Annotated in this window: 20 protein-coding genes and 1 riboswitch; of the genes, 4 read left to right on the plus strand and 16 right to left on the minus strand. The window is 50.8% G+C overall.

Annotated features, from left to right (window positions below; all coding sequences use genetic code 11):
- Positions 1-70: 70 nt before the first annotated feature.
- From QMO62_RS06695 to QMO62_RS06710, 4 genes are all read right to left on the minus strand, one after another.
- Positions 71-349, minus strand: a complete 279-nt coding sequence (locus QMO62_RS06695) for a hypothetical protein (RefSeq protein ID WP_284639620.1) — start codon at positions 347-349, stop codon at positions 71-73.
- 69 nt (positions 350-418) lie between these two features.
- Positions 419-1159: a hypothetical protein gene (locus QMO62_RS06700; RefSeq protein WP_284639622.1), complete on the minus strand. Its 741-nt coding sequence runs from the start codon at positions 1157-1159 to the stop codon at positions 419-421.
- Positions 1131-2402 carry a M48 family metallopeptidase gene (locus QMO62_RS06705; protein ID WP_284639624.1) on the minus strand — a complete coding sequence of 424 codons (1272 nt, stop codon included), beginning with the start codon at positions 2400-2402 and terminating at the stop codon, positions 1131-1133. The genes QMO62_RS06700 and QMO62_RS06705 overlap by 29 nt, the downstream gene beginning before the upstream one ends.
- Positions 2403-2514: 112 nt before the next feature.
- A complete protein-coding gene (locus QMO62_RS06710; protein ID WP_284639626.1) occupies positions 2515-2835 on the minus strand; it encodes a hypothetical protein in 321 nt (106 codons plus the stop codon).
- Between the two features lie 183 nt (positions 2836-3018).
- On the opposite strand from QMO62_RS06710, the gene QMO62_RS06715 reads away from it, so the two are divergent.
- On the plus strand, positions 3019-3351 hold the full coding sequence (locus QMO62_RS06715; RefSeq protein ID WP_284639628.1) for a hypothetical protein: 333 nt from the start codon (positions 3019-3021) through the stop codon (positions 3349-3351).
- 54 nt (positions 3352-3405) lie between these two features.
- On the opposite strand, the gene QMO62_RS06720 is transcribed toward QMO62_RS06715, so the two are convergent.
- The 4 genes from QMO62_RS06720 to QMO62_RS06735 form a co-directional block, all read right to left on the minus strand.
- A complete protein-coding gene (locus tag QMO62_RS06720) occupies positions 3406-3564 on the minus strand; it encodes a hypothetical protein (protein ID WP_284639630.1) in 159 nt (52 codons plus the stop codon).
- Positions 3565-3621: 57 nt separating this feature from the next.
- Positions 3622-3792: a hypothetical protein gene (locus QMO62_RS06725; protein WP_284639632.1), complete on the minus strand. Its 171-nt coding sequence runs from the start codon at positions 3790-3792 to the stop codon at positions 3622-3624.
- A 22-nt stretch (positions 3793-3814) separates the two neighbouring features.
- Positions 3815-4168 carry a response regulator gene (locus QMO62_RS06730; protein ID WP_284644877.1) on the minus strand — a complete coding sequence of 118 codons (354 nt, stop codon included), beginning with the start codon at positions 4166-4168 and terminating at the stop codon, positions 3815-3817.
- Between the two features lie 104 nt (positions 4169-4272).
- Positions 4273-4356: riboswitch (cyclic di-GMP riboswitch) on the minus strand.
- A gap of 122 nt (positions 4357-4478) precedes the next feature.
- Positions 4479-5114, minus strand: coding sequence for an NUDIX hydrolase (locus QMO62_RS06735; protein WP_284639634.1), 636 nt, complete (start codon positions 5112-5114; stop codon positions 4479-4481).
- A 94-nt stretch (positions 5115-5208) separates the two neighbouring features.
- On the opposite strand from QMO62_RS06735, the gene QMO62_RS06740 reads away from it, so the two are divergent.
- Complete coding sequence (locus QMO62_RS06740) at positions 5209-5469, plus strand: DUF2533 family protein (RefSeq protein ID WP_284639636.1); 261 nt, start codon at positions 5209-5211, stop codon at positions 5467-5469.
- 73 nt (positions 5470-5542) lie between these two features.
- Here the strand turns inward: QMO62_RS06740 and QMO62_RS06745 are convergent, their stop codons facing one another.
- Positions 5543-6067 carry an ADP-heptose synthase gene (locus QMO62_RS06745; RefSeq protein WP_284639638.1) on the minus strand — a complete coding sequence of 175 codons (525 nt, stop codon included), beginning with the start codon at positions 6065-6067 and terminating at the stop codon, positions 5543-5545.
- A 205-nt stretch (positions 6068-6272) separates the two neighbouring features.
- On the opposite strand from QMO62_RS06745, the gene QMO62_RS06750 reads away from it, so the two are divergent.
- The gene (locus QMO62_RS06750; RefSeq protein WP_284639640.1) at positions 6273-7169 is read left to right on the plus strand and encodes a DMT family transporter; all 897 of its coding nucleotides are present in this window, start codon (positions 6273-6275) and stop codon (positions 7167-7169) included.
- A gap of 15 nt (positions 7170-7184) precedes the next feature.
- On the opposite strand, the gene QMO62_RS06755 is transcribed toward QMO62_RS06750, so the two are convergent.
- The gene (locus tag QMO62_RS06755; RefSeq protein ID WP_284639642.1) at positions 7185-8024 is read right to left on the minus strand and encodes a DegV family protein; all 840 of its coding nucleotides are present in this window, start codon (positions 8022-8024) and stop codon (positions 7185-7187) included.
- 205 nt (positions 8025-8229) lie between these two features.
- Between QMO62_RS06755 and QMO62_RS06760 the strand changes: the two genes are divergently transcribed.
- Complete coding sequence (locus tag QMO62_RS06760; RefSeq protein ID WP_284639643.1) at positions 8230-8880, plus strand: deoxynucleoside kinase; 651 nt, start codon at positions 8230-8232, stop codon at positions 8878-8880.
- A gap of 263 nt (positions 8881-9143) precedes the next feature.
- On the opposite strand, the gene QMO62_RS06765 is transcribed toward QMO62_RS06760, so the two are convergent.
- From QMO62_RS06765 to QMO62_RS06790, 6 genes are all read right to left on the minus strand, one after another.
- The gene (locus QMO62_RS06765; protein ID WP_284639645.1) at positions 9144-9650 is read right to left on the minus strand and encodes a hypothetical protein; all 507 of its coding nucleotides are present in this window, start codon (positions 9648-9650) and stop codon (positions 9144-9146) included.
- 16 nt (positions 9651-9666) lie between these two features.
- The gene (locus tag QMO62_RS06770; protein WP_284639647.1) at positions 9667-9957 is read right to left on the minus strand and encodes a hypothetical protein; all 291 of its coding nucleotides are present in this window, start codon (positions 9955-9957) and stop codon (positions 9667-9669) included.
- 63 nt (positions 9958-10020) lie between these two features.
- Entirely contained in the window at positions 10021-12324 is a 2304-nt protein-coding gene (locus QMO62_RS06775) for a thiamine pyrophosphate-dependent enzyme (protein ID WP_284639649.1), read from the minus strand.
- A 39-nt stretch (positions 12325-12363) separates the two neighbouring features.
- Positions 12364-13371: a 2-oxoacid:acceptor oxidoreductase family protein gene (locus QMO62_RS06780; protein WP_284639651.1), complete on the minus strand. Its 1008-nt coding sequence runs from the start codon at positions 13369-13371 to the stop codon at positions 12364-12366.
- 331 nt (positions 13372-13702) lie between these two features.
- A complete protein-coding gene (locus QMO62_RS06785) occupies positions 13703-15514 on the minus strand; it encodes a sensor histidine kinase (RefSeq protein WP_284639653.1) in 1812 nt (603 codons plus the stop codon).
- Positions 15514-16572 (minus strand): response regulator, encoded by a 1059-nt coding sequence (locus QMO62_RS06790; RefSeq protein ID WP_284639655.1) that lies wholly within the window; start codon positions 16570-16572, stop codon positions 15514-15516. Before QMO62_RS06790 ends, QMO62_RS06785 begins: the two co-directional genes overlap by 1 nt.
- Positions 16573-16593 lie beyond the last annotated feature (21 nt).

Raw genomic sequence — 16593 nt, forward strand, 5'->3', positions numbered from 1 at the left:
GTTTTTCCCAAAATTATAGAACTCATAACCTGATTTCCAGCGAAAAAAAATAAATCCTAGACCAGCGGGTCTAGGATGGGTTCGCGGCAAGCTGCCGGGAGGCCGCTTCTACCAAGGCATCAAACAGTTCATCATCTTCCTCAAGAGCATCTTCCACCTGCTCGATAAGCTCTTCACTGCCCGACTCCTTGGCGAAGCTCAGGCTGTAGCTCCAGTCCTTCCTGCTCTTGCTGTGCAGTGTGATTTCATAAGGCTTCGGATGCTGGTCGAATTGAAATACGACGTTTCCGATATACCCGTCTTCTTTGGAATGCGTCATACGAGCTTCAACAATGGTAATTTCATTCATCGTTCGAATTGGACTCCTTTTTCTTAACGCCTGCGTTCGGCTGTTTATTTCTATTATAGAGTACAGGGTTTATTTTTCAATATGCCCCTTCGATTCCGTAACCCGGTCCTGTTCTTGAACCGTTCGGAGGATGTGCTCCAAATTGCTTCTGCCTTCCACATCAACATAAGGATCCGCGCTGCGAAAATAATCGGGATGACCTCCCTGTAAACATAAAGGTACGATGCGGTCAGGCGCATATTTATATGGACTCCAAACCGGAATTCCGCTTCGGCTTCGTTCCCAGCATCCCCAAGTGCCTATACGGGTAATCGGATCCGTGCGTCGTCCCTTCATATTCACTGCGTACATATACATGGTGGAGGAAGCCTCTAAGGACGGAGGAATCGCGCAGCGGGGCGAGCCGATCTGAATGATTCGTTCAACAGGCAAGCCATGCTCCCGAAGCAGAAGATCGCCTGCATGCACACCGGCAACACCGCCGCCGCTATGACCCACGAGCCAAATAGCTCCCCCTTGGTAAGCTTCGAGAATACCGCTAACGGACCGCCTTCCTCCAAGCCAAGCCGGCTTAACGCTGCGTACGAAGGGCAGCATGTCCTTCCGGATCTCGTGCAGCTGACGATAAAGCGAAGTGTACCAATCTCCGTACGGAAAGAGAAGCTGCGTCATCACATGAAACCCTTTTGCTTCATAAATTTGCGACAGCTTCTCCGCGAAATCCTTCATAAAGGTCGGTGCCGTTGCCACTCCCGCCAGGAAGCTAACGTGCAGCATACGGCTAGGAGTCGTGCTTGAAGGACTGGGCATGAATGATCCTCTCCATAATGCTCGGATGGGAAGAAGTGAACAGCTTGACCAAGAACGGCGGATTCACTTCGCTTAACGAGGAGGAGGCCAGCTTCTGATACATGCTTACCGCGCCATCCGTACTTCCGATCAGCTCGAAGGCGTATTGATCGGCAGCCTGCTCGGCGTTGCGCGATACCGCATTGGAGACGGGGCTTGCGATAAACGCTAAGAGTGACATCAGCAGCAGGATCAAGGGTAGCGCAGCAGGCTCATTCGGCTTGCCGATTCCCCACCCTCTCCCCCATCGTGCAATGGCATATCGAAGTATGACGCTGCCTGCCCACAGTACGACGAATGTGGATGCAACGGCTCCAAAGGCGCTCCATTCCAGATGGTGCATCACGTAATGCCCCATCTCATGAGCCATGATAAGGAGTATTTCCGGCTCCTCCATACGCTTCAGCGTCGTATCCCACAGGACGATCCGCAGACTTCCCCCGATCCCGTTCACATAGGCATTCATGGCATTCGTCTTTTCCGACATCATGACCTCATAGACCCGATCGGCGGGAATTTCGGCCTTAGCGGCCAAGCTTAATATTTTCTGTTCGAGCACCGGGTCCGATAGTCTTGAGAACGGGTTGTACAGAGGATCAATGATGACGGGCTGAATATACATCATAAACAAGCTGAAGGGAACGGAAAGCAGCCACAGACGAAGCCACCAGCGTCCTCCCTTGGCCATGATCCAAAAGGCAACGGCGGCAACAAGCACCATCAGCACGTAATTGACCCCGAAGGAAATCAGTTTGTCTTTGACCCAGCTGGGGATCGACTGTGTTGATATCCCATAGTATCGGGCCAAGGAAAAGCTGGTAATCCGAAGCGGAAGGAACCACAGAAAGACGGCGCCTTGAAGCAGAAGTACGAAAACAGGCAGTCGGAGAAAAGCAATCGGGACGGATTGGGAGAGTCGATCCTGCCACTTCCGAGCCCGGCCGGTCGTCAGAAGGATGAGGTAAAGGCCCCATTCCCAAGGGTAGCTGAGGAAAAATAAGCCGTTACGCAGGGCGGAATAAACAACGCTTTGCTCCCATTGCTGCGGGGAGAGGAAGGTTGCCGGATCTGCCGCCGTCCCCTTATAGGCTTCCGGAATCGTATGGCCCGAGGTAAACCAAAGATACACGATAATCAGCAGCATGAATACGGATAACGAGTAAAAGTACGTCCGAATGAAGGATCTTTTGCTAAGCTCGGCCATAAGTACCTCCTGATGTGACGAGTTAATCCTATCATACAATCTCTATTCCTTGATTTACAAATTCATTTCCTTTTGGCAAAAAGAAAAGACCGGATAGCCCGGTCTTTCCTGCTTATTTCGTTCCGCCGCCGCCGCCGGAGCCGCCGCCCTGACCCCCGCCGGAGCCGCCTTGCCCCATGCCGGATTGCTCCTTATCTTTCCCGGAGCCGCTTTTGTCACTGCCACCGCCGCCGGAGCTTTGTTGGTCGCCTTGGCTTCCGCCGCCACTGCTCTGCTCTTGATCTCCGCCCCCTTGGTCACTGCCCGTCTGTTTGGCTTGACTTTGGCCGCCTTGACCTTGACCTTGAGACTGACCCTTCTGGTTATTTCCTCCACAGGCACTTAAGCTCCATACTAACGCTGCCGCTAAGAAAAACAATGCTGCCTTTTTCAATGTACTTCCTCCATCGTAAGTGTAATTTTCTGTAAATCAAAACTAGTGTGAAGCTTTTGCTATTTTATTATTCATGGATGGCCCGAATCATCCGTGTTTCTAAATGAATTGAATAAATCGGTTACTCCCTGTACACAGTAAAATATAGTTACAATGGATTCTACCAACCAGGAGGTACTCACCATGTTTCCGCAAAATCAAAACTCTTCCTATCAGCAATTTCTTGAGCAGCAGCAGCAGAGACAAATGGAACAAGCCCGTCAAGCCCAGCAGGCGATCGCCATGAACGGACTCAGCAACTTCACCCAGCAAGTTCGCGATGTACAGCAGCAGTTCATCCAAGTGCAACAGGATTTGCAGCAGGCGCAGTCTCAAGTTCAGACACAAATGGAAGCTCAGCAGCGACGCATCATGGAAATTCAACAGCGCTTGCAGCAGAGCATTCAGCAAATGGACGTACTGGTACAAGCATCCCAATACCAAGCGGCTCCAACGACCAATCAAAGACTAATGTAGACAAAAAAGAGGCAGCGATCGTCATGCGAACGCTGCCTCTTGAGTTATTGCGAATCAAGTCCATAGTCCTTGGCGATCATCCTCTTGGATGGCGCCATGCTCATCGATATCCGCTTCCATCCCGTGTTTATCATCTCTTCGAAGCCCAAGGCGTTCATGCGGCTGCACGTCTTCCCGCTCTCGGTTTCCCTTCGTCTCATCCATAGAGCCCATATCTTTGTCCCTCCTTATCGAGGGATAGCATATCCTATCCGAAGTCAATTCATACGCCTAATGGCATTCCTGCAAATAATCGCGAATCACCTGCAAGGCATCCATCAGCTCAAGGAGTTCCTCCTTCGTGGACTGCTTCAGGCAATGGGTTACCTCTTCCATGATCAAGGAGCTAACAGCTTCCTCCTGATAGACATCCTTCTGTACTGCTTCTGCACTTGACGCCATAGCTCCTCCACTCCATTCTACTCTATTTATTTAATACATGCTCGAATGCATCCTGGATTCTTTGTTTATCGAACGGCTTCACAATAAAGTCTGCAGCTCCAGCTGCAATCGCTTGCACCAGTAAAGACTGCTGACCCATGGCTGAGACCATAATGACCTTAGCCCCGGGATCCAAGGAAAGGATCTCCTTCAGCGCAGTAACGCCATCCATTTCTGGCATAGTGATATCCATCGTGACCAAATCCGGGCAAAACTCTTCATACCTTTGAACGGCCTCGCTTCCGTTGGAAGCCTCGGCGACAACCTCATACTCCGAATCCTGCGAAATCATGTTTTTTATGATCATTCGCATGAACATCGAGTCATCGACGATCATAATCCGTTTGACCTTACGTCTCTTGGTTACGAAGGCTGACAACACAAATACCCCCCTTTCCTATGCATGCCTAAAGGGAGGTACGCTCATACTGACCCCATTCCTTCGGCAGCTGGCTGACATGGTTGTTCACTGTAGTCCCTTTAGCTTTGCGTCGCTGGCTTTCGCCAGTTTTGCCATTTATCGAGAATGCCATATGTAGTTAATCCAACTTAATTATACCATGACCTGCTGTCAAAATCGACATGATTTTCCCTACGCTATTGGACCTAATCGTCTTCCCGAGTGGTAAGGAATCCCTTGAAATAGCTTACTGGTCGCGGTCTCCCTGCTCTAGATGCCTGAGAATAAGTTCATAGTAGGTACGGTCATGTGGGACCAAATCCCCCGCTGAAATGCTTCGTACTACGGGAATCAGGCGGCCCTGCTTCAGCTCCACGCCCGATGCGCGTATGGAAGTCGCTGCTCCTGAGATAAGCAGCTCCAGCCAGCTCAAAGGAATCTCGTACAGCCCTGTGACCTCTTCGGCTTGCAACCGGTAGTCTGAAAGCGGCTGGTCACAGCGGTACAGAAATACATGACAAAATTCGCAGTCGCGTCTTCCGTCCGCAAGCACCTTATCGCTAGGATACATCCCGCAGAACGTCAAGTCCTCATAATCGACAATAAGTCCCAGCTCCTCCTCCAGCTCACGGGTGCCGTCTTCCACCCGCTCTCCTGCTGACAAATGCCCGGCACACGAAATGTCCAGCATTCCTGGAAACGTATCCTTTTGCGGATGCCTTAGCTGGAACAATATTACTGGCCCCTCATCCCTGACGGTCCAAATCCAGCATTGAAAGGTTTGGTGCCATAATCCCTTTTGGTGCACCTCGGTCCGGCCGGCCGTTCCGATCCGCATCCCGTTGTGATCAAATATATCAAATAACTCTTCGTGTCCCGGCATAGGAGCCTCCCCTGCTTTGATCTATTGTATAGTAAAAACAGTTATAGTATTATAGGCGCAGCGAGTTATGTTATGAATGAGGAGTAGATTACCCGTGAGTGTACATGAAGCAATAACTTCCCATGTGAAGAAGCAAAATTCCCATCTTGAGCAATTTCTTAAGCTGGAAGCGAAGCGCGAGGAAGCCATCGATCAAGCTGTAGCTGCTTGCGCGGATGGCCAAGCTTTTACGGTAGACCAGATTAACTATTGGAACGCACAAATCAATGCACATGCGATGAAGGGCATTTCCCCCACGCGTTCGCAGGTCACCGTCCAAATGGTCCGTGACTATGTATCCAAGAAATCCCAATAAGCGCCGGACTTGGAGGAGAAAAGCCAGCAGGACGGATGAACATATCATCTGCCGGCTGGCTTTCTTCGTGTCGTTATAACGACTTCCACTCCTCAAAGGAAATGCCCTCTTCCACTGCAAATTCAAAATCGTCGATATCATAGATTTGGGCGGCAATTTCCGATTCGATGGCCTTCTCAAGAAACTCCACCTGATCGGTTAGAATGGGTGCCTTCTCCTTCATGGCACAGAGGATGATTTCGGTTTCAATCGGATCGAATCCTTCACCGAATTGAGCGTCCTCGAAGGAATTCATGACGGTGAAGGTGACCCTATCGTTGATCGGCATCGGGGGACTGATCCTCCAAGGGACGGCCAGAGCCCTCTCGATTTTTTTGCGATTAAACGGATCCTCGAAAAAGGCAATCAGCTCTTGAATCTTCACCCGTACATGAGCCTCATCAGCCGGGTCGGGCATTATGGGCTCCGGACTGTCCTTCAGCTCATAAAGCTCCCTTATCGTGGAATAAGGAATAATATAATCAACCGGCTGACTTGGCAGCATCAATTCCCCATAGATGGCCGTCAAAACCGCTTCGATGACAAACCGCTTGCTCATCTTACGCTTCTTCCCCCTCCTGCTGCAATACTCTAAGATTATCATAACAGACAAGCGAATCCTTGACAAAATATAAAGGCCTTCCATGTAACGAATTATACTTCTTGCTTAACCGCTTCAACCAAATTCTCTTGATTTTTTTACCGAAGGTTGATATTTTAGTAAGGTTCTACAACTTTACTTTGCTCTGGAGACCTGACATCACATGAATCGATTGCAACTTGTTCGTTCCCAGCTGTGGTTACTTATTCTGATTGGTATCATCGCCATCTCCTTCTCCTCCATCTTTATCCGCTGGTCGGAGGCTCCTGTCTCAATCATTGCGATGTACCGTCTGTTCCTAACAGCACTCCTGCTTCTGCCTCTGTTACCGAAGCATTGGCCGGATGTTAAGAGGCTCAGCCTGAAGGACTGGCATCTTTTGTTCTGGTCCGGGCTTACCCTTGGACTTCATTTCTTACTTTGGATGGGCTCCCTGCGTTATACAACTGTAGCAAGCTCGACCGCTATCATGTCATTGGAGCCGCTGCTCGTCATGCTGGGCTCATTCCTGCTGTTCGGCCACCGCACGAAGGCTTCGGCTATCCTGGGGATGACCATCGCCATGATCGGAGCATTGCTGATCGGCTGGGGGGATTGGGGGCTGGAGGGCAGCGCTCTGTACGGCGACGTCCTATCCTTCTTAGGTACCGCTGCCGTTGCCGTTCACATGCTGGTGGGCAAAGCGCTGCGCGAGCACATCTCCGCATTCGTATACAGCTTCTTCGTTTTTGTCCTGGCCGCCGTCGTCCTTGCATTCTATAATGCAGCAGCAGGTTACTCTTTTAGTGCATATCCTCCAAAAGAATGGGGTTTGTTCTTCCTGCTTGCCGTCGTCCCGACCCTATTCGGTCATTACTTGTTCAATTGGTTGTTGAAATATATGAGTGCCACCTCAGTCTCGATGAGCGTTCTCGGAGAACCGGTCGGTGCGACACTGCTCGCTTTTCTTCTGCTTGGCGAACCCGTTACTTGGCTCCAGGCTGCAGCAGGCAGTCTGTTGATCTTCGGCGTTTGGCTGTTTCTTACCGTGAATGAGAAAGCAAAGAACCCATCCGAATAGAATGGGTTCTTCTGTTTAAGAGAACGTCATTAGGATGCCGCCTTCCCCCGCATACGTTCCGATTACGGGACCCATCTCGGAAAAGACAACCTCCTGAAATGCATACTCGCTGACAACACGCTTCATAAACTCTATGGCCCTCTCATTACAATTGCTGTGGGCGATACCCAAAATAAGGCTGCCGGTATTTCCCTTTACCTCTTCCAGTTTTTCCATCAGCCTCCCTACTGCTTTGGGGGTTCCGCGAACCTTATCGATGACCTCAACCGCCCCCGCTTCGCTCGCTTGCATAACGAGCTTTATGTTCAATACGGAAGCAATGGCGCCTTTCGCACGATCCAAGCGCCCTCCTTTGATCACGTTCTCTAAGGTATCCAGGCTGAAATAGGTTTTAGCTCGCTCAATGACCTTACTCAATCGATCAGCCAGTTCATCAAGGCTGGTAGCCGCTTCTCCCTCCCTAGCTGCTCTATACACCAGCAAGCCTAAACCTAAGGATGCCGTCTTCGAATCCAGCACCCTGCAGCTGCCCCTATACCCGGACGCTTGCAGCATATCCGCAGCCATCAGCGCATGCTGATAGGTGCTGCTGAGACTGGATGAGATCGTTATGACCAGCATATCCTCGTCCTTATGCTCTTCCATGATTTGAAGAAAATCATACGGGGAAGGACTCGCGGTTTGGGGAAGCATGGAATGGGCTTTCATCTCCTGATAAAAGGCGGCATTGCCGCGTTCCAGGTCAAAGCTTTTGCCTTCAAAGCTGACATGCAGCGGGACGATCCGGACTCCCCACTGCTGCACGATGTCGACCGGCAAATCTGCGCTGCCGTCGGTAATAATGGTAATAGGCATAGCCACACCTAATTTCTGTATATTCTATCGATGATAGGTACAATCGTAATAAGGTTAATAAATTCAACACACTTCGACAAATTCCTGCTGTTTCTGCTATTTTCCAATGCAATTTAGCTAGTGCTTTTCGACAGGAAACTTGTTATACTAGAGCAGTTCTCTTTGTACAAGAGACTCTACCCGCGGTAAAGGAGAAAGGGGAAGCATGGCAGTGATAGTTGTCGGAGGCATGATCGGCCTAGGGAAGACTTCAGTGGCAACATTGCTCGGGAAGTCGCTCGGCTCTGACGTTTTTTTCGAGAGTGTGGATGAGAATCCGATATTACCGTTATTTTATACCTCCACACCGGAGGAGATTGAACGGAAGCGGTATCCGTTTCTTCTGCAATTATATTTCCTGGATACACGGTTTAAGGCGATCAAACAAGCGTTGACGCAAAGGAAGAATGTCCTGGACCGAAGCATTTATGAGGATTGGTATTTCGCGAAGGTGAATCGTGAGCTCGGACGCATCAGCGATTTGGAGTTCTCCATCTACGAGAACCTGGCCGGAAACATGATGCAGGAACTGGAGGAGCTGCCGAAGAAGTCACCGGATCTCATGGTATATTTAAAAGGGTCGTTTGAGACCGTTTTACATAGAATCGGGCTGCGTGGCCGTGATTTTGAACAGGATCCTGCCCTGATACAATATTACCGTACCCTATGGTCCGGTTATGACGACTGGGTCATGAATTACTATAATGCCTCTCAGGTGTTGATTGTTGATATGGATGTGACGGATGTCGTCGGACGACCTGGGGATGCCGAGCGCCTTGTGCAAGATGTGAAGCGGCAGTTGGAAACTTTGCAGTAAACAATGAAAAGAATGATTAGCGTGTGAATCGGCATCAGCGTTCGCACGCTAATTTTTTATGCGATCATATTTGTTTATGCTCATTCCGCTGATCACTACATTGTGTATTAATTTGATATTATTAATAATTTTATTAATTAATATTAGGCCAGGGGTAACAATAACCAAAAAAAGCGTGCGAAAAATGATCATAATTCACACGCTTCTTATGAATGTGGATTGCCTTTAATGGCGAGGCTTCTTACTGCCCTATTCCTTGTTCCTTACCGTTCACCATTGTCCGCTCCGCCGAATTCCGTAATACAAGAAACGATTTTTTGCAGGCGCAAAAACTCGTTTTTCTTCAGATCCACACGGAAGTACGCAAACATATAGGCGGCATGAAGGAAAGGCATACCAGGGTAACATACGATATCCTGATTGGTGTAGGGGTTATCGATGATGATTTGCCATTCCCCTTCACGCTCTGCAGCGGGAATGTCCTTCAGTACCTTCGATTTAGTCGTGATGATCGTTTCGTATTCGTTCCATACAACCTGCCACACCGGGCTGAAGTTCGCCGGAACCGGAAAAGCGGATCTCGCATAGCTTAACAGCTGCAGCATGCGGTCGGTTTCCTCTTCCTCGAACGATTTCAGCTTCTCTGTAAAGCCCTCCAGAAACAAACGAAAGCCGGTAAAGCCTTTCACCTTGATTTCCTCCGCGAATGCGGCGAGCGATTGTTCGGAATCAATTTCTTCAAATACTTCAAAAGGATTTGTTATCTTCATGCTTGGCCCCAATCCCCTATCCATTCGTCGTTACGGTTACAACGCCTTCCTTATCCATAAAGAGTCTTCGGGAAGGATCGTTTTTGAGCTTGACATTGAATATTTTCAGGCGGTTCTCGTCTACCTTCAGTATGTGCCAAAATGGTACGTCGGTAACACCGACCGAGCTTAAAAAGGCTTCCCGCTCCGCATCCGCCTCTTCCTCATCATCCCACCATTTGGTGCCGTAATAATCAAGATTATAGCCGTTGCGTAAGATGCCGGTCGCGATTTGTCCGCTCTGTGTATGTCGAAGCACATAGGGCATTGCCGTTCACCCCTCCGGATAAAATGAAAGGCGCAAGCTCCAATGAGTTTGCGCCTTATGATATTACAAGTACGGATTCTCGTGCTTCGCTTTCAGACGCTGCCAACGACGCTCGATTTCATCCTCAAAGCCTTTAAGTGCTTCCGCATATTCCGGCTTCGTCAGGTGCTTTGTTTTGCCCATGTTTTTCAGCCAATCGGAGACAGGAACACGCTTGTTCTTCTCTTCCGGATTGTACGTGATCGTCGTTACCCCGTTCTCGATCTCATAGAGAGGGAAGAAGCAGGAGTTCACCGCTTGGTCGATCAGCGTTTGGCCGATTTGCTCTTCGGAGAGCCAGTTCAGCGGACAGGTGATCAAGATTTTACCGTACACAAGACCTTCGTTTTGTGCGTAGTATTGCGCTTTCGCCGCTTTCTTGACCAAGTCCTGCGGACTAGCCTCGGAGCCTGTGAATACATAAGGGATGTTGGTTGCCGCCATAATTTGCGGAGTATCCTTATGGTGGAACAGCTTACCGCCTTGATGCTTGCCGACGTTGGACGTAGATGTCCGGTGGCCGATCGGCGTCGAGTAGGACAGCTGTGCTCCTGTATTCATGTAACCCTCATTATCGTACTCGAGGATGATCATCTTGTGGTTACGCAGAGCTGCACCGATCGCCGGACCCATACCGATGTCCATACCGCCGTCACCAGTGATCATAACGAAAGTAAAGTCAGCCGGCAGGTTGTATTGGTCAAGCTCGCCGCGACGCTTGCGCTCCCAGAACATTTCTACCACACCGGAAAGGGTGGCTGCACCGCTCTGGAACAGGTTGTGAATATAGGTTGCCTTGTGGGAAGAGTAAGGATATCCCGTAGTAACAACCATCGCGCAGCCTGTGTGGAACAACGCAACGATGTCGCCCTCGATACCTTTGAAGAACAGCTCGAGACCGGAGAAAATACCGCAGCCTGGGCATGCGCCGTGACCCGGAGCAAGACGCTTCGGCTTCTTCGTGAGAGCACGAAGCGGCGGAATCTTCACCTTCAGCTGACCTGTAGTCTCATCCTTGTCTACTGTGATCAGACCTGTGTTAAGTTCTTCATATTTCATTGGCTCGAGCACGCGCTGAGGCTTCTTGTTCGGATCCCCTGCCGTGTGGCCATAATAATCAAACGGAACTTCTACAGTCCCCTTCTCCATTGCGTCGATCGCCATTTGGAAGAAGGCATGACCGTCTTCGGCGTAGAAATCTTTGCCGCCGAGACCGTAGATACGGCTGATGACCTTTGTTGTTGTGTTGCCTTCTGTGAACAATGCCGCCTTGATCTCAAGCGTCATGTTACCGCCGTATGCGCCATAGGAATCGGCACGGTCACCTACTGTGATGACCTTGACGTTCTTCAGTGCTTCTGCGATTTGCTTCGCCGGGAACGGACGAATCATATTAGGCGCGATGGAGCCTGCCTTGATCCCCTTCTCGCGCAGCTGGTCGACAACGTCCTTAACGATCTCCGAAGCGGAGTTCATCAGGAACACGGCAACCTCTGCGTCTTCCATGCGATACAGGTCGAGAATTGGATACTCACGGCCTGTCAGTTCCTTGTACTCTTTCTGGATGCGGTCGAACACTTCACCCGCGCGGTACATCGCTTCCGACTGCTGATAACAGTTGTTGATGTAGTCCGGCTCGTTCATGTAAGGACCAACGGTAATCGGGTTGTTGCGGTCCAGAACGTGCGGGAAGTTTTTCGGCGCCTCGCCGATGAACGCATGAACGTCCGATTTGTGAGCGAACGTTTGTACGCGGCGCTTCTGGTGAGACGTGAAGTAGCCGTCGGATGCCACGATAACCGGCAAACGTACTTCAGGATCTTCCGCCAGCTTGATCGCCATAATGTTCATGTCATACACCGCTTGCGGGTCACGGCTCATCAGAATCGGCCAACCGGTGTTCAGCGCATAGTACAGGTCGGAGTGGTCGCCATGGATGTTGAGCGGTCCGGATACGGAACGGCACACCAGGTTAAGAACCATCGGGAAACGCGTACCGGATTGAACCGGCATTTGCTCCAGCATGTACAGATAACCGTTCGCGCTTGTCGCGTTGAATACGCGGCCGCCCGCTGTGGAAGCACCGTAGCAAATCCCCGCCGAGCCGTGCTCGCCGTCTGCCGGAATCAGCTTGATATCATGCTGGCCGTTGGCCTTCATGAGGTCAAGGAACTGTGCAACCTCCGTCGAAGGAGATATCGGGAAATACCCCATTACGTGATAGTTAATCTGGTGAGCGGCGTAAGCGGCCATCTCGTTACCGGATTCGTATACCATCCGCTGCTCGACTTTGCCTTGACTGACTTCTTTATTAATCTCGATCGCCATCGATGAAATTCACCTCTCCCTTAATTGAAGATCGAACAATTAGTTTGCTGCGAGGTTGAAACGGTGAGGTACGCGATGCTCCTCGTGATAGCCCTCGGTTTCCCTTGCGGAGGAAAGCGCTTCTGTAGGACAAGCAACAACGCACTTCAAGCAGCCCTTGCAATATTGATAGTCAATTCCCTGCAGGAACATCTGCGGACGTCCCTTCTTATCCGGCTGTTCGTCCCATACGAAGCAGAAATCCGGGCAAGCGGTATCGCAGGCCGCGCAGTGAATACATTTTTCATCGTCAAAGTGAGGCATCATCCCGCTGCGGGAGATACTCAGATCTTTCAGAATGCTGTTCCCCGGGTTCGAAACCATACCGCCGATCGGCTGAGTTTCATAACCGTATACCGGAATATCCCAGCGCTTAGGAAGCGGCATCTCTACACCCTCAGGAAGCTCGAAGGTTTGGAACTTCACTTCGTCGTAGCCACGTTGAAACGTGCGCAGCGCAGGCTCGACGGCTTGAGGATACTTCTTCTCCAAAGATTTACGAATAATGCCCTTCATGTGCTCGAAATCCAAGAAGTCGCACAAACGGAACAAAGCCCCCAGCATCGCCATGTTTACGCGGTTTTTCTCTTCAAGCGAAATTCCTGTTGCGTCAATAACGGCCAGTGTGCCGCCTTGCAGCTTCAGCTTCTCCTTCAACTCCTCCGGAGATTTCGCCGAGTTCACCAGCACCATGCTGTCCTCATAAATACCGCTTACGACATTGACGGTTTTCGACAGATTCTCATGGAAAATACCGACCACATGCGGACGCTCTACCGGTGTGGTATCGCGAATGTTTGTGTCGATATCGCAAAAACGGATATGCGCCTTAACCGGCGAGCCCTTCTTCTCCGATCCGTAGGAAGAAAAGCTTACTCCGTTGAAGCCGCTTCCAACCACTCCGGCTTCGGCCAGCATCTTGCCTGCAAGATTCGCGCCGAGACCTCCAATGGATTCGAGCCGAATTTCAAAGAAGCCGAGGTCGTTCATCTTCGGAAGAACCCTCATTTGTTCCACTCCCCTCTAATATTTACAAAACGAAAATATTCCCTCGAAAGTAGTATAACAGCTTCTTCCTCTGTCGCATAGAGAAATCTGCTAAAAAACGCGAATACTAGAGCAAATGTCAGGTGGACAAACTTCCATTATCGTCCAACATTCCGCTTAACGACGCGGTTCCATCGGTTTTGGATAAATGTGAAATTTTCTTCCTTCCCTCGCGGTTGACAGGGGGCGGCTGAAGTGAGAAGAGGAAGAAACAGGATACCCGAATTCAATGGTACAGTTTCTAAGAGCAACAAAAAACGGTGCACCGTTCGCAGAGAACCTGCATGAGGATTTACAGCATTCCGGTTTGATATTTATTCTCAATGCCGGGCAGCCTCATCGATACGATGGTCCCATGGCCAACCTCGCTTTGCACGGAAAGACCGTAGCTTTCTCCGAATACCATCTGAATGCGCCGATGCACGTTCATCATGCCGATCCCCCCCACCCCGGAGCTTCCCTCCCCGCTCTCCCCGAGACGATTTTCGAGCAGACGCCCGCGGACCCGTTCCAGCTGCTCGGCCGTCATCCCGATCCCGTTATCCTCCACGTGAATCCACAGCTCCTCCCCTCGCAGTTCTCCACCGATAACAAGCTGCGGCGCCTTATCCTTCATCCTGTGGAACGCATGCTGGAACACATTCTCCACAAGAGGCTGCAGTGTCAGACGAACCATATGGTGCAGCAGCAAGGACGGATCGATCCGAACATCAATTTCGAAGGGCTTCCCTGTCCGGTATTGAAGGATCAGCAAGTAATACCGCACATGATTCAGCTCATTCGCCACCGTAATGGCATCCAGATCCGTCTGGACGGTATATCGCAGCATAAAGGTCAACGCTTCGGTCATGTCCGAAATTTCATCGGCCTCATGATCCAGCGCATAGCTGTTCAGTGCGGCCAGGGTGTTGTACAGGAAATGAGGATTGATCTGCAGCTGCAGCGCCTGATATTCCGCCTTCTGCCGTTCGAGCGTCTCCTTCTGCCGATGAAGCTCTGCGGCATACACACGCTGGATCATTTCGGACAGACGTTCGACCATGAGGTTGTAGCTGCAAGCGAGCTCCGAAATTTCATCCCCTGTATTTTTGAACGCAACGGGCCGAAAATCCCCTTCCGCCGTATGCCGCATGCTTCGCCTCAGCATATCGATCGGGCGTGTAATGGACCTGGAGAACAGCAGCGCCAACCACAGCGTAAGGAGCAGCGTGCCCGCCCCTACAGCAAGCAAAGATGTACGGATACTGACGACAGGGTAGTTCATCCATTCCTTGGACACCGCAAGAAACAATCCCCAACGGGGCAACGGTGATTCTCTGTAGAGCACAATCTGCTTCTGCTCGTCCCATGTCATTTCGGTGATGGAGGCGCCCTGCAGAGCCTTGGCTGCGAGCATCTCGTAGGCATGACCGATCAGCTCGCTTCGGGGATGATAAATGAGCTTGCCCTCTTGGTCGGCAATGAAAAAATAACCTCCCTCTCCCTTGTTCATCCGGTCCCAGAGGAGGGAGAGCTTGGCCGTATCGAACTCAATGGCGAACACACCCCTCCTCTCGAAATCCGTCGTTCCTCTCACCTTGCGGGCTATCGTAATCTGGGATCGATCCGAGGTCAGCAAGCTGGAAGGGAGCACGGCGATATTGCCGTCCGTCGGGATATCCGAAATTTTCGTCCTGATCTCCTCCGTCAGCATCGATTCCCTGAACTGCTCCGTTCCCCTGTCTAGGTAGATCATCTCTCCCCTGCTGCTGATCAGGTAGATCCGCTTAATATCGGGATAATAATCCAGCAGCGATTTAAACACCGTATCCCGGATGAGCAAATAGTACTCGAATTGCTCATATCGGGTAAGCTGCTCGATCTCCATAAACCGGCGTACGTCAGGGTCGGCGGCGATATGCTTGCTCACCTCATCGTAAGAGGCCAGCATCGTATCCGTCTGCGCCCGGATCGTTTCCACGATTTGTTCCATATATTTTTCAACCTGCGTCTCCAGCTTGCTCGAGGAATAGTAGTAAGCAAACCAGCCGATTAGCAGCAGCGTAAGGAGGATAACGGAGAAAAACATCGCATAGGTGCGCACGAACAAGCTAAGCTTCAGCATCAATCGATCCCCAGCTGCCTGCGGTATTCCGAGGGGAGAACACCGGTATGTTTTTTGAAGGTGCGGGTAAAATGCGGATGATCGACATAGCCCACCTCGGTGGAAATATCGGTAATCCGGTAATGGGGTATTTCCAAAAGCCGCTTCGCCTTTTCCACGCGCAGCCGAATCCGGTATTGAATGAACGTTTCCCCCGTAACCCTCTTGAACAGCACACTGAAGTACGTCGGAGACAACCCGATATGCTGTGCGGTTTCCTCAAGTGAAATTTCTTCCGCCAGGTTCTCCTCCATGAATTTCATCGCCTCCTCCACCGGGTTCTTAAAGTCGCCGCGCCGTCGCTGAAGTATGAAATCGACGATCCTGCGGATTTCAGCTTCGAACTGCTTGAGCAAGGTAGCCTGGTTCCCATGTGAGAGCGATATCCGTTCGTCGAATACAAACACATTCCGGCTGTTCAAGCCGCGGATAAGCCAGTTCAGGCAATGCCGAAGCGTAGCCTCCTTATCGGAGCCGTGAGCCCAGCCCCTAGCTGAATTGTGCTCAAATGCTCTCAGCAATCGGCAGATCTCTTCATCATCCGCAGTCCAGACGGCCTGCTCCAGCTGCGTGATCCATTCCTTCACCTCCACCATCAGCTGGAACGGATCCTGCAGGTTCGCCTTGTAAGCTGCCAGCTTGTCAAGCAATTGGCGCAGCTGATCTCTCGCAACCGGTTTCAATAAATATTCCTTTACTCCATAGGACATGCACCTTCGTGCATAATGAAAATCACCGTATCCCGAAACGACGACCAGCTGGACGTTCCATTGCTTTTCCGTGATCGTCCTGCAGAGCTCAATTCCGTCCATATTCGGCATCCGGATATCCGTCATGACCACATCGGGGAGCTGCTCCTCCATCAGCTGAATCGCGTGAAGTCCGTCATCCGCCGTTCGGATCGATCCGACGCAGGAATGCACACTCCAAAGCAGCTTAACCAATCCCCGGCGCACAACGTCTTCGTCATCGACGACCAGAACATCCAACACCGCATTCCCTCCCTTCATTCCTTGCATGATCCCGCTCGCTCTTCTTCT

The organism is Paenibacillus silviterrae (assembly GCF_030167925.1).
GTDB classification, from domain to species: Bacteria; Bacillota; Bacilli; order Paenibacillales; family NBRC-103111; genus Paenibacillus_G; species Paenibacillus_G silviterrae.

Bases quoted from the DNA above. Each gene is read 5' to 3' on its own strand.
- QMO62_RS06695 (WP_284639620.1), bottom strand. From the start codon at position 349: ATGAATGAAATTACCATTGTTGAAGCTCGTATGACGCATTCCAAAGAA.
- QMO62_RS06700 (WP_284639622.1), bottom strand. From the start codon at position 1,159: ATGCCCAGTCCTTCAAGCACGACTCCTAGCCGTATGCTGCACGTTAGC.
- QMO62_RS06705 (WP_284639624.1), bottom strand. From the start codon at position 2,402: ATGGCCGAGCTTAGCAAAAGATCCTTCATTCGGACGTACTTTTACTCG.
- QMO62_RS06715 (WP_284639628.1), top strand. From the start codon at position 3,019: ATGTTTCCGCAAAATCAAAACTCTTCCTATCAGCAATTTCTTGAGCAG.
- QMO62_RS06720 (WP_284639630.1), bottom strand. From the start codon at position 3,564: ATGGGCTCTATGGATGAGACGAAGGGAAACCGAGAGCGGGAAGACGTG.
- QMO62_RS06725 (WP_284639632.1), bottom strand. From the start codon at position 3,792: ATGGCGTCAAGTGCAGAAGCAGTACAGAAGGATGTCTATCAGGAGGAA.
- QMO62_RS06730 (WP_284644877.1), bottom strand. From the start codon at position 4,168: ATGATCGTCGATGACTCGATGTTCATGCGAATGATCATAAAAAACATG.
- QMO62_RS06735 (WP_284639634.1), bottom strand. From the start codon at position 5,114: ATGCCGGGACACGAAGAGTTATTTGATATATTTGATCACAACGGGATG.
- QMO62_RS06745 (WP_284639638.1), bottom strand. From the start codon at position 6,067: ATGAGCAAGCGGTTTGTCATCGAAGCGGTTTTGACGGCCATCTATGGG.
- QMO62_RS06750 (WP_284639640.1), top strand. From the start codon at position 6,273: ATGAATCGATTGCAACTTGTTCGTTCCCAGCTGTGGTTACTTATTCTG.
- QMO62_RS06755 (WP_284639642.1), bottom strand. From the start codon at position 8,024: ATGCCTATTACCATTATTACCGACGGCAGCGCAGATTTGCCGGTCGAC.
- QMO62_RS06760 (WP_284639643.1), top strand. From the start codon at position 8,230: ATGGCAGTGATAGTTGTCGGAGGCATGATCGGCCTAGGGAAGACTTCA.
- QMO62_RS06765 (WP_284639645.1), bottom strand. From the start codon at position 9,650: ATGAAGATAACAAATCCTTTTGAAGTATTTGAAGAAATTGATTCCGAA.
- QMO62_RS06770 (WP_284639647.1), bottom strand. From the start codon at position 9,957: ATGCCCTATGTGCTTCGACATACACAGAGCGGACAAATCGCGACCGGC.
- QMO62_RS06775 (WP_284639649.1), bottom strand. From the start codon at position 12,324: ATGGCGATCGAGATTAATAAAGAAGTCAGTCAAGGCAAAGTCGAGCAG.
- QMO62_RS06780 (WP_284639651.1), bottom strand. From the start codon at position 13,371: ATGAGGGTTCTTCCGAAGATGAACGACCTCGGCTTCTTTGAAATTCGG.
- QMO62_RS06785 (WP_284639653.1), bottom strand. From the start codon at position 15,514: ATGCTGAAGCTTAGCTTGTTCGTGCGCACCTATGCGATGTTTTTCTCC.
- QMO62_RS06790 (WP_284639655.1), bottom strand. From the start codon at position 16,572: ATGCAAGGAATGAAGGGAGGGAATGCGGTGTTGGATGTTCTGGTCGTC.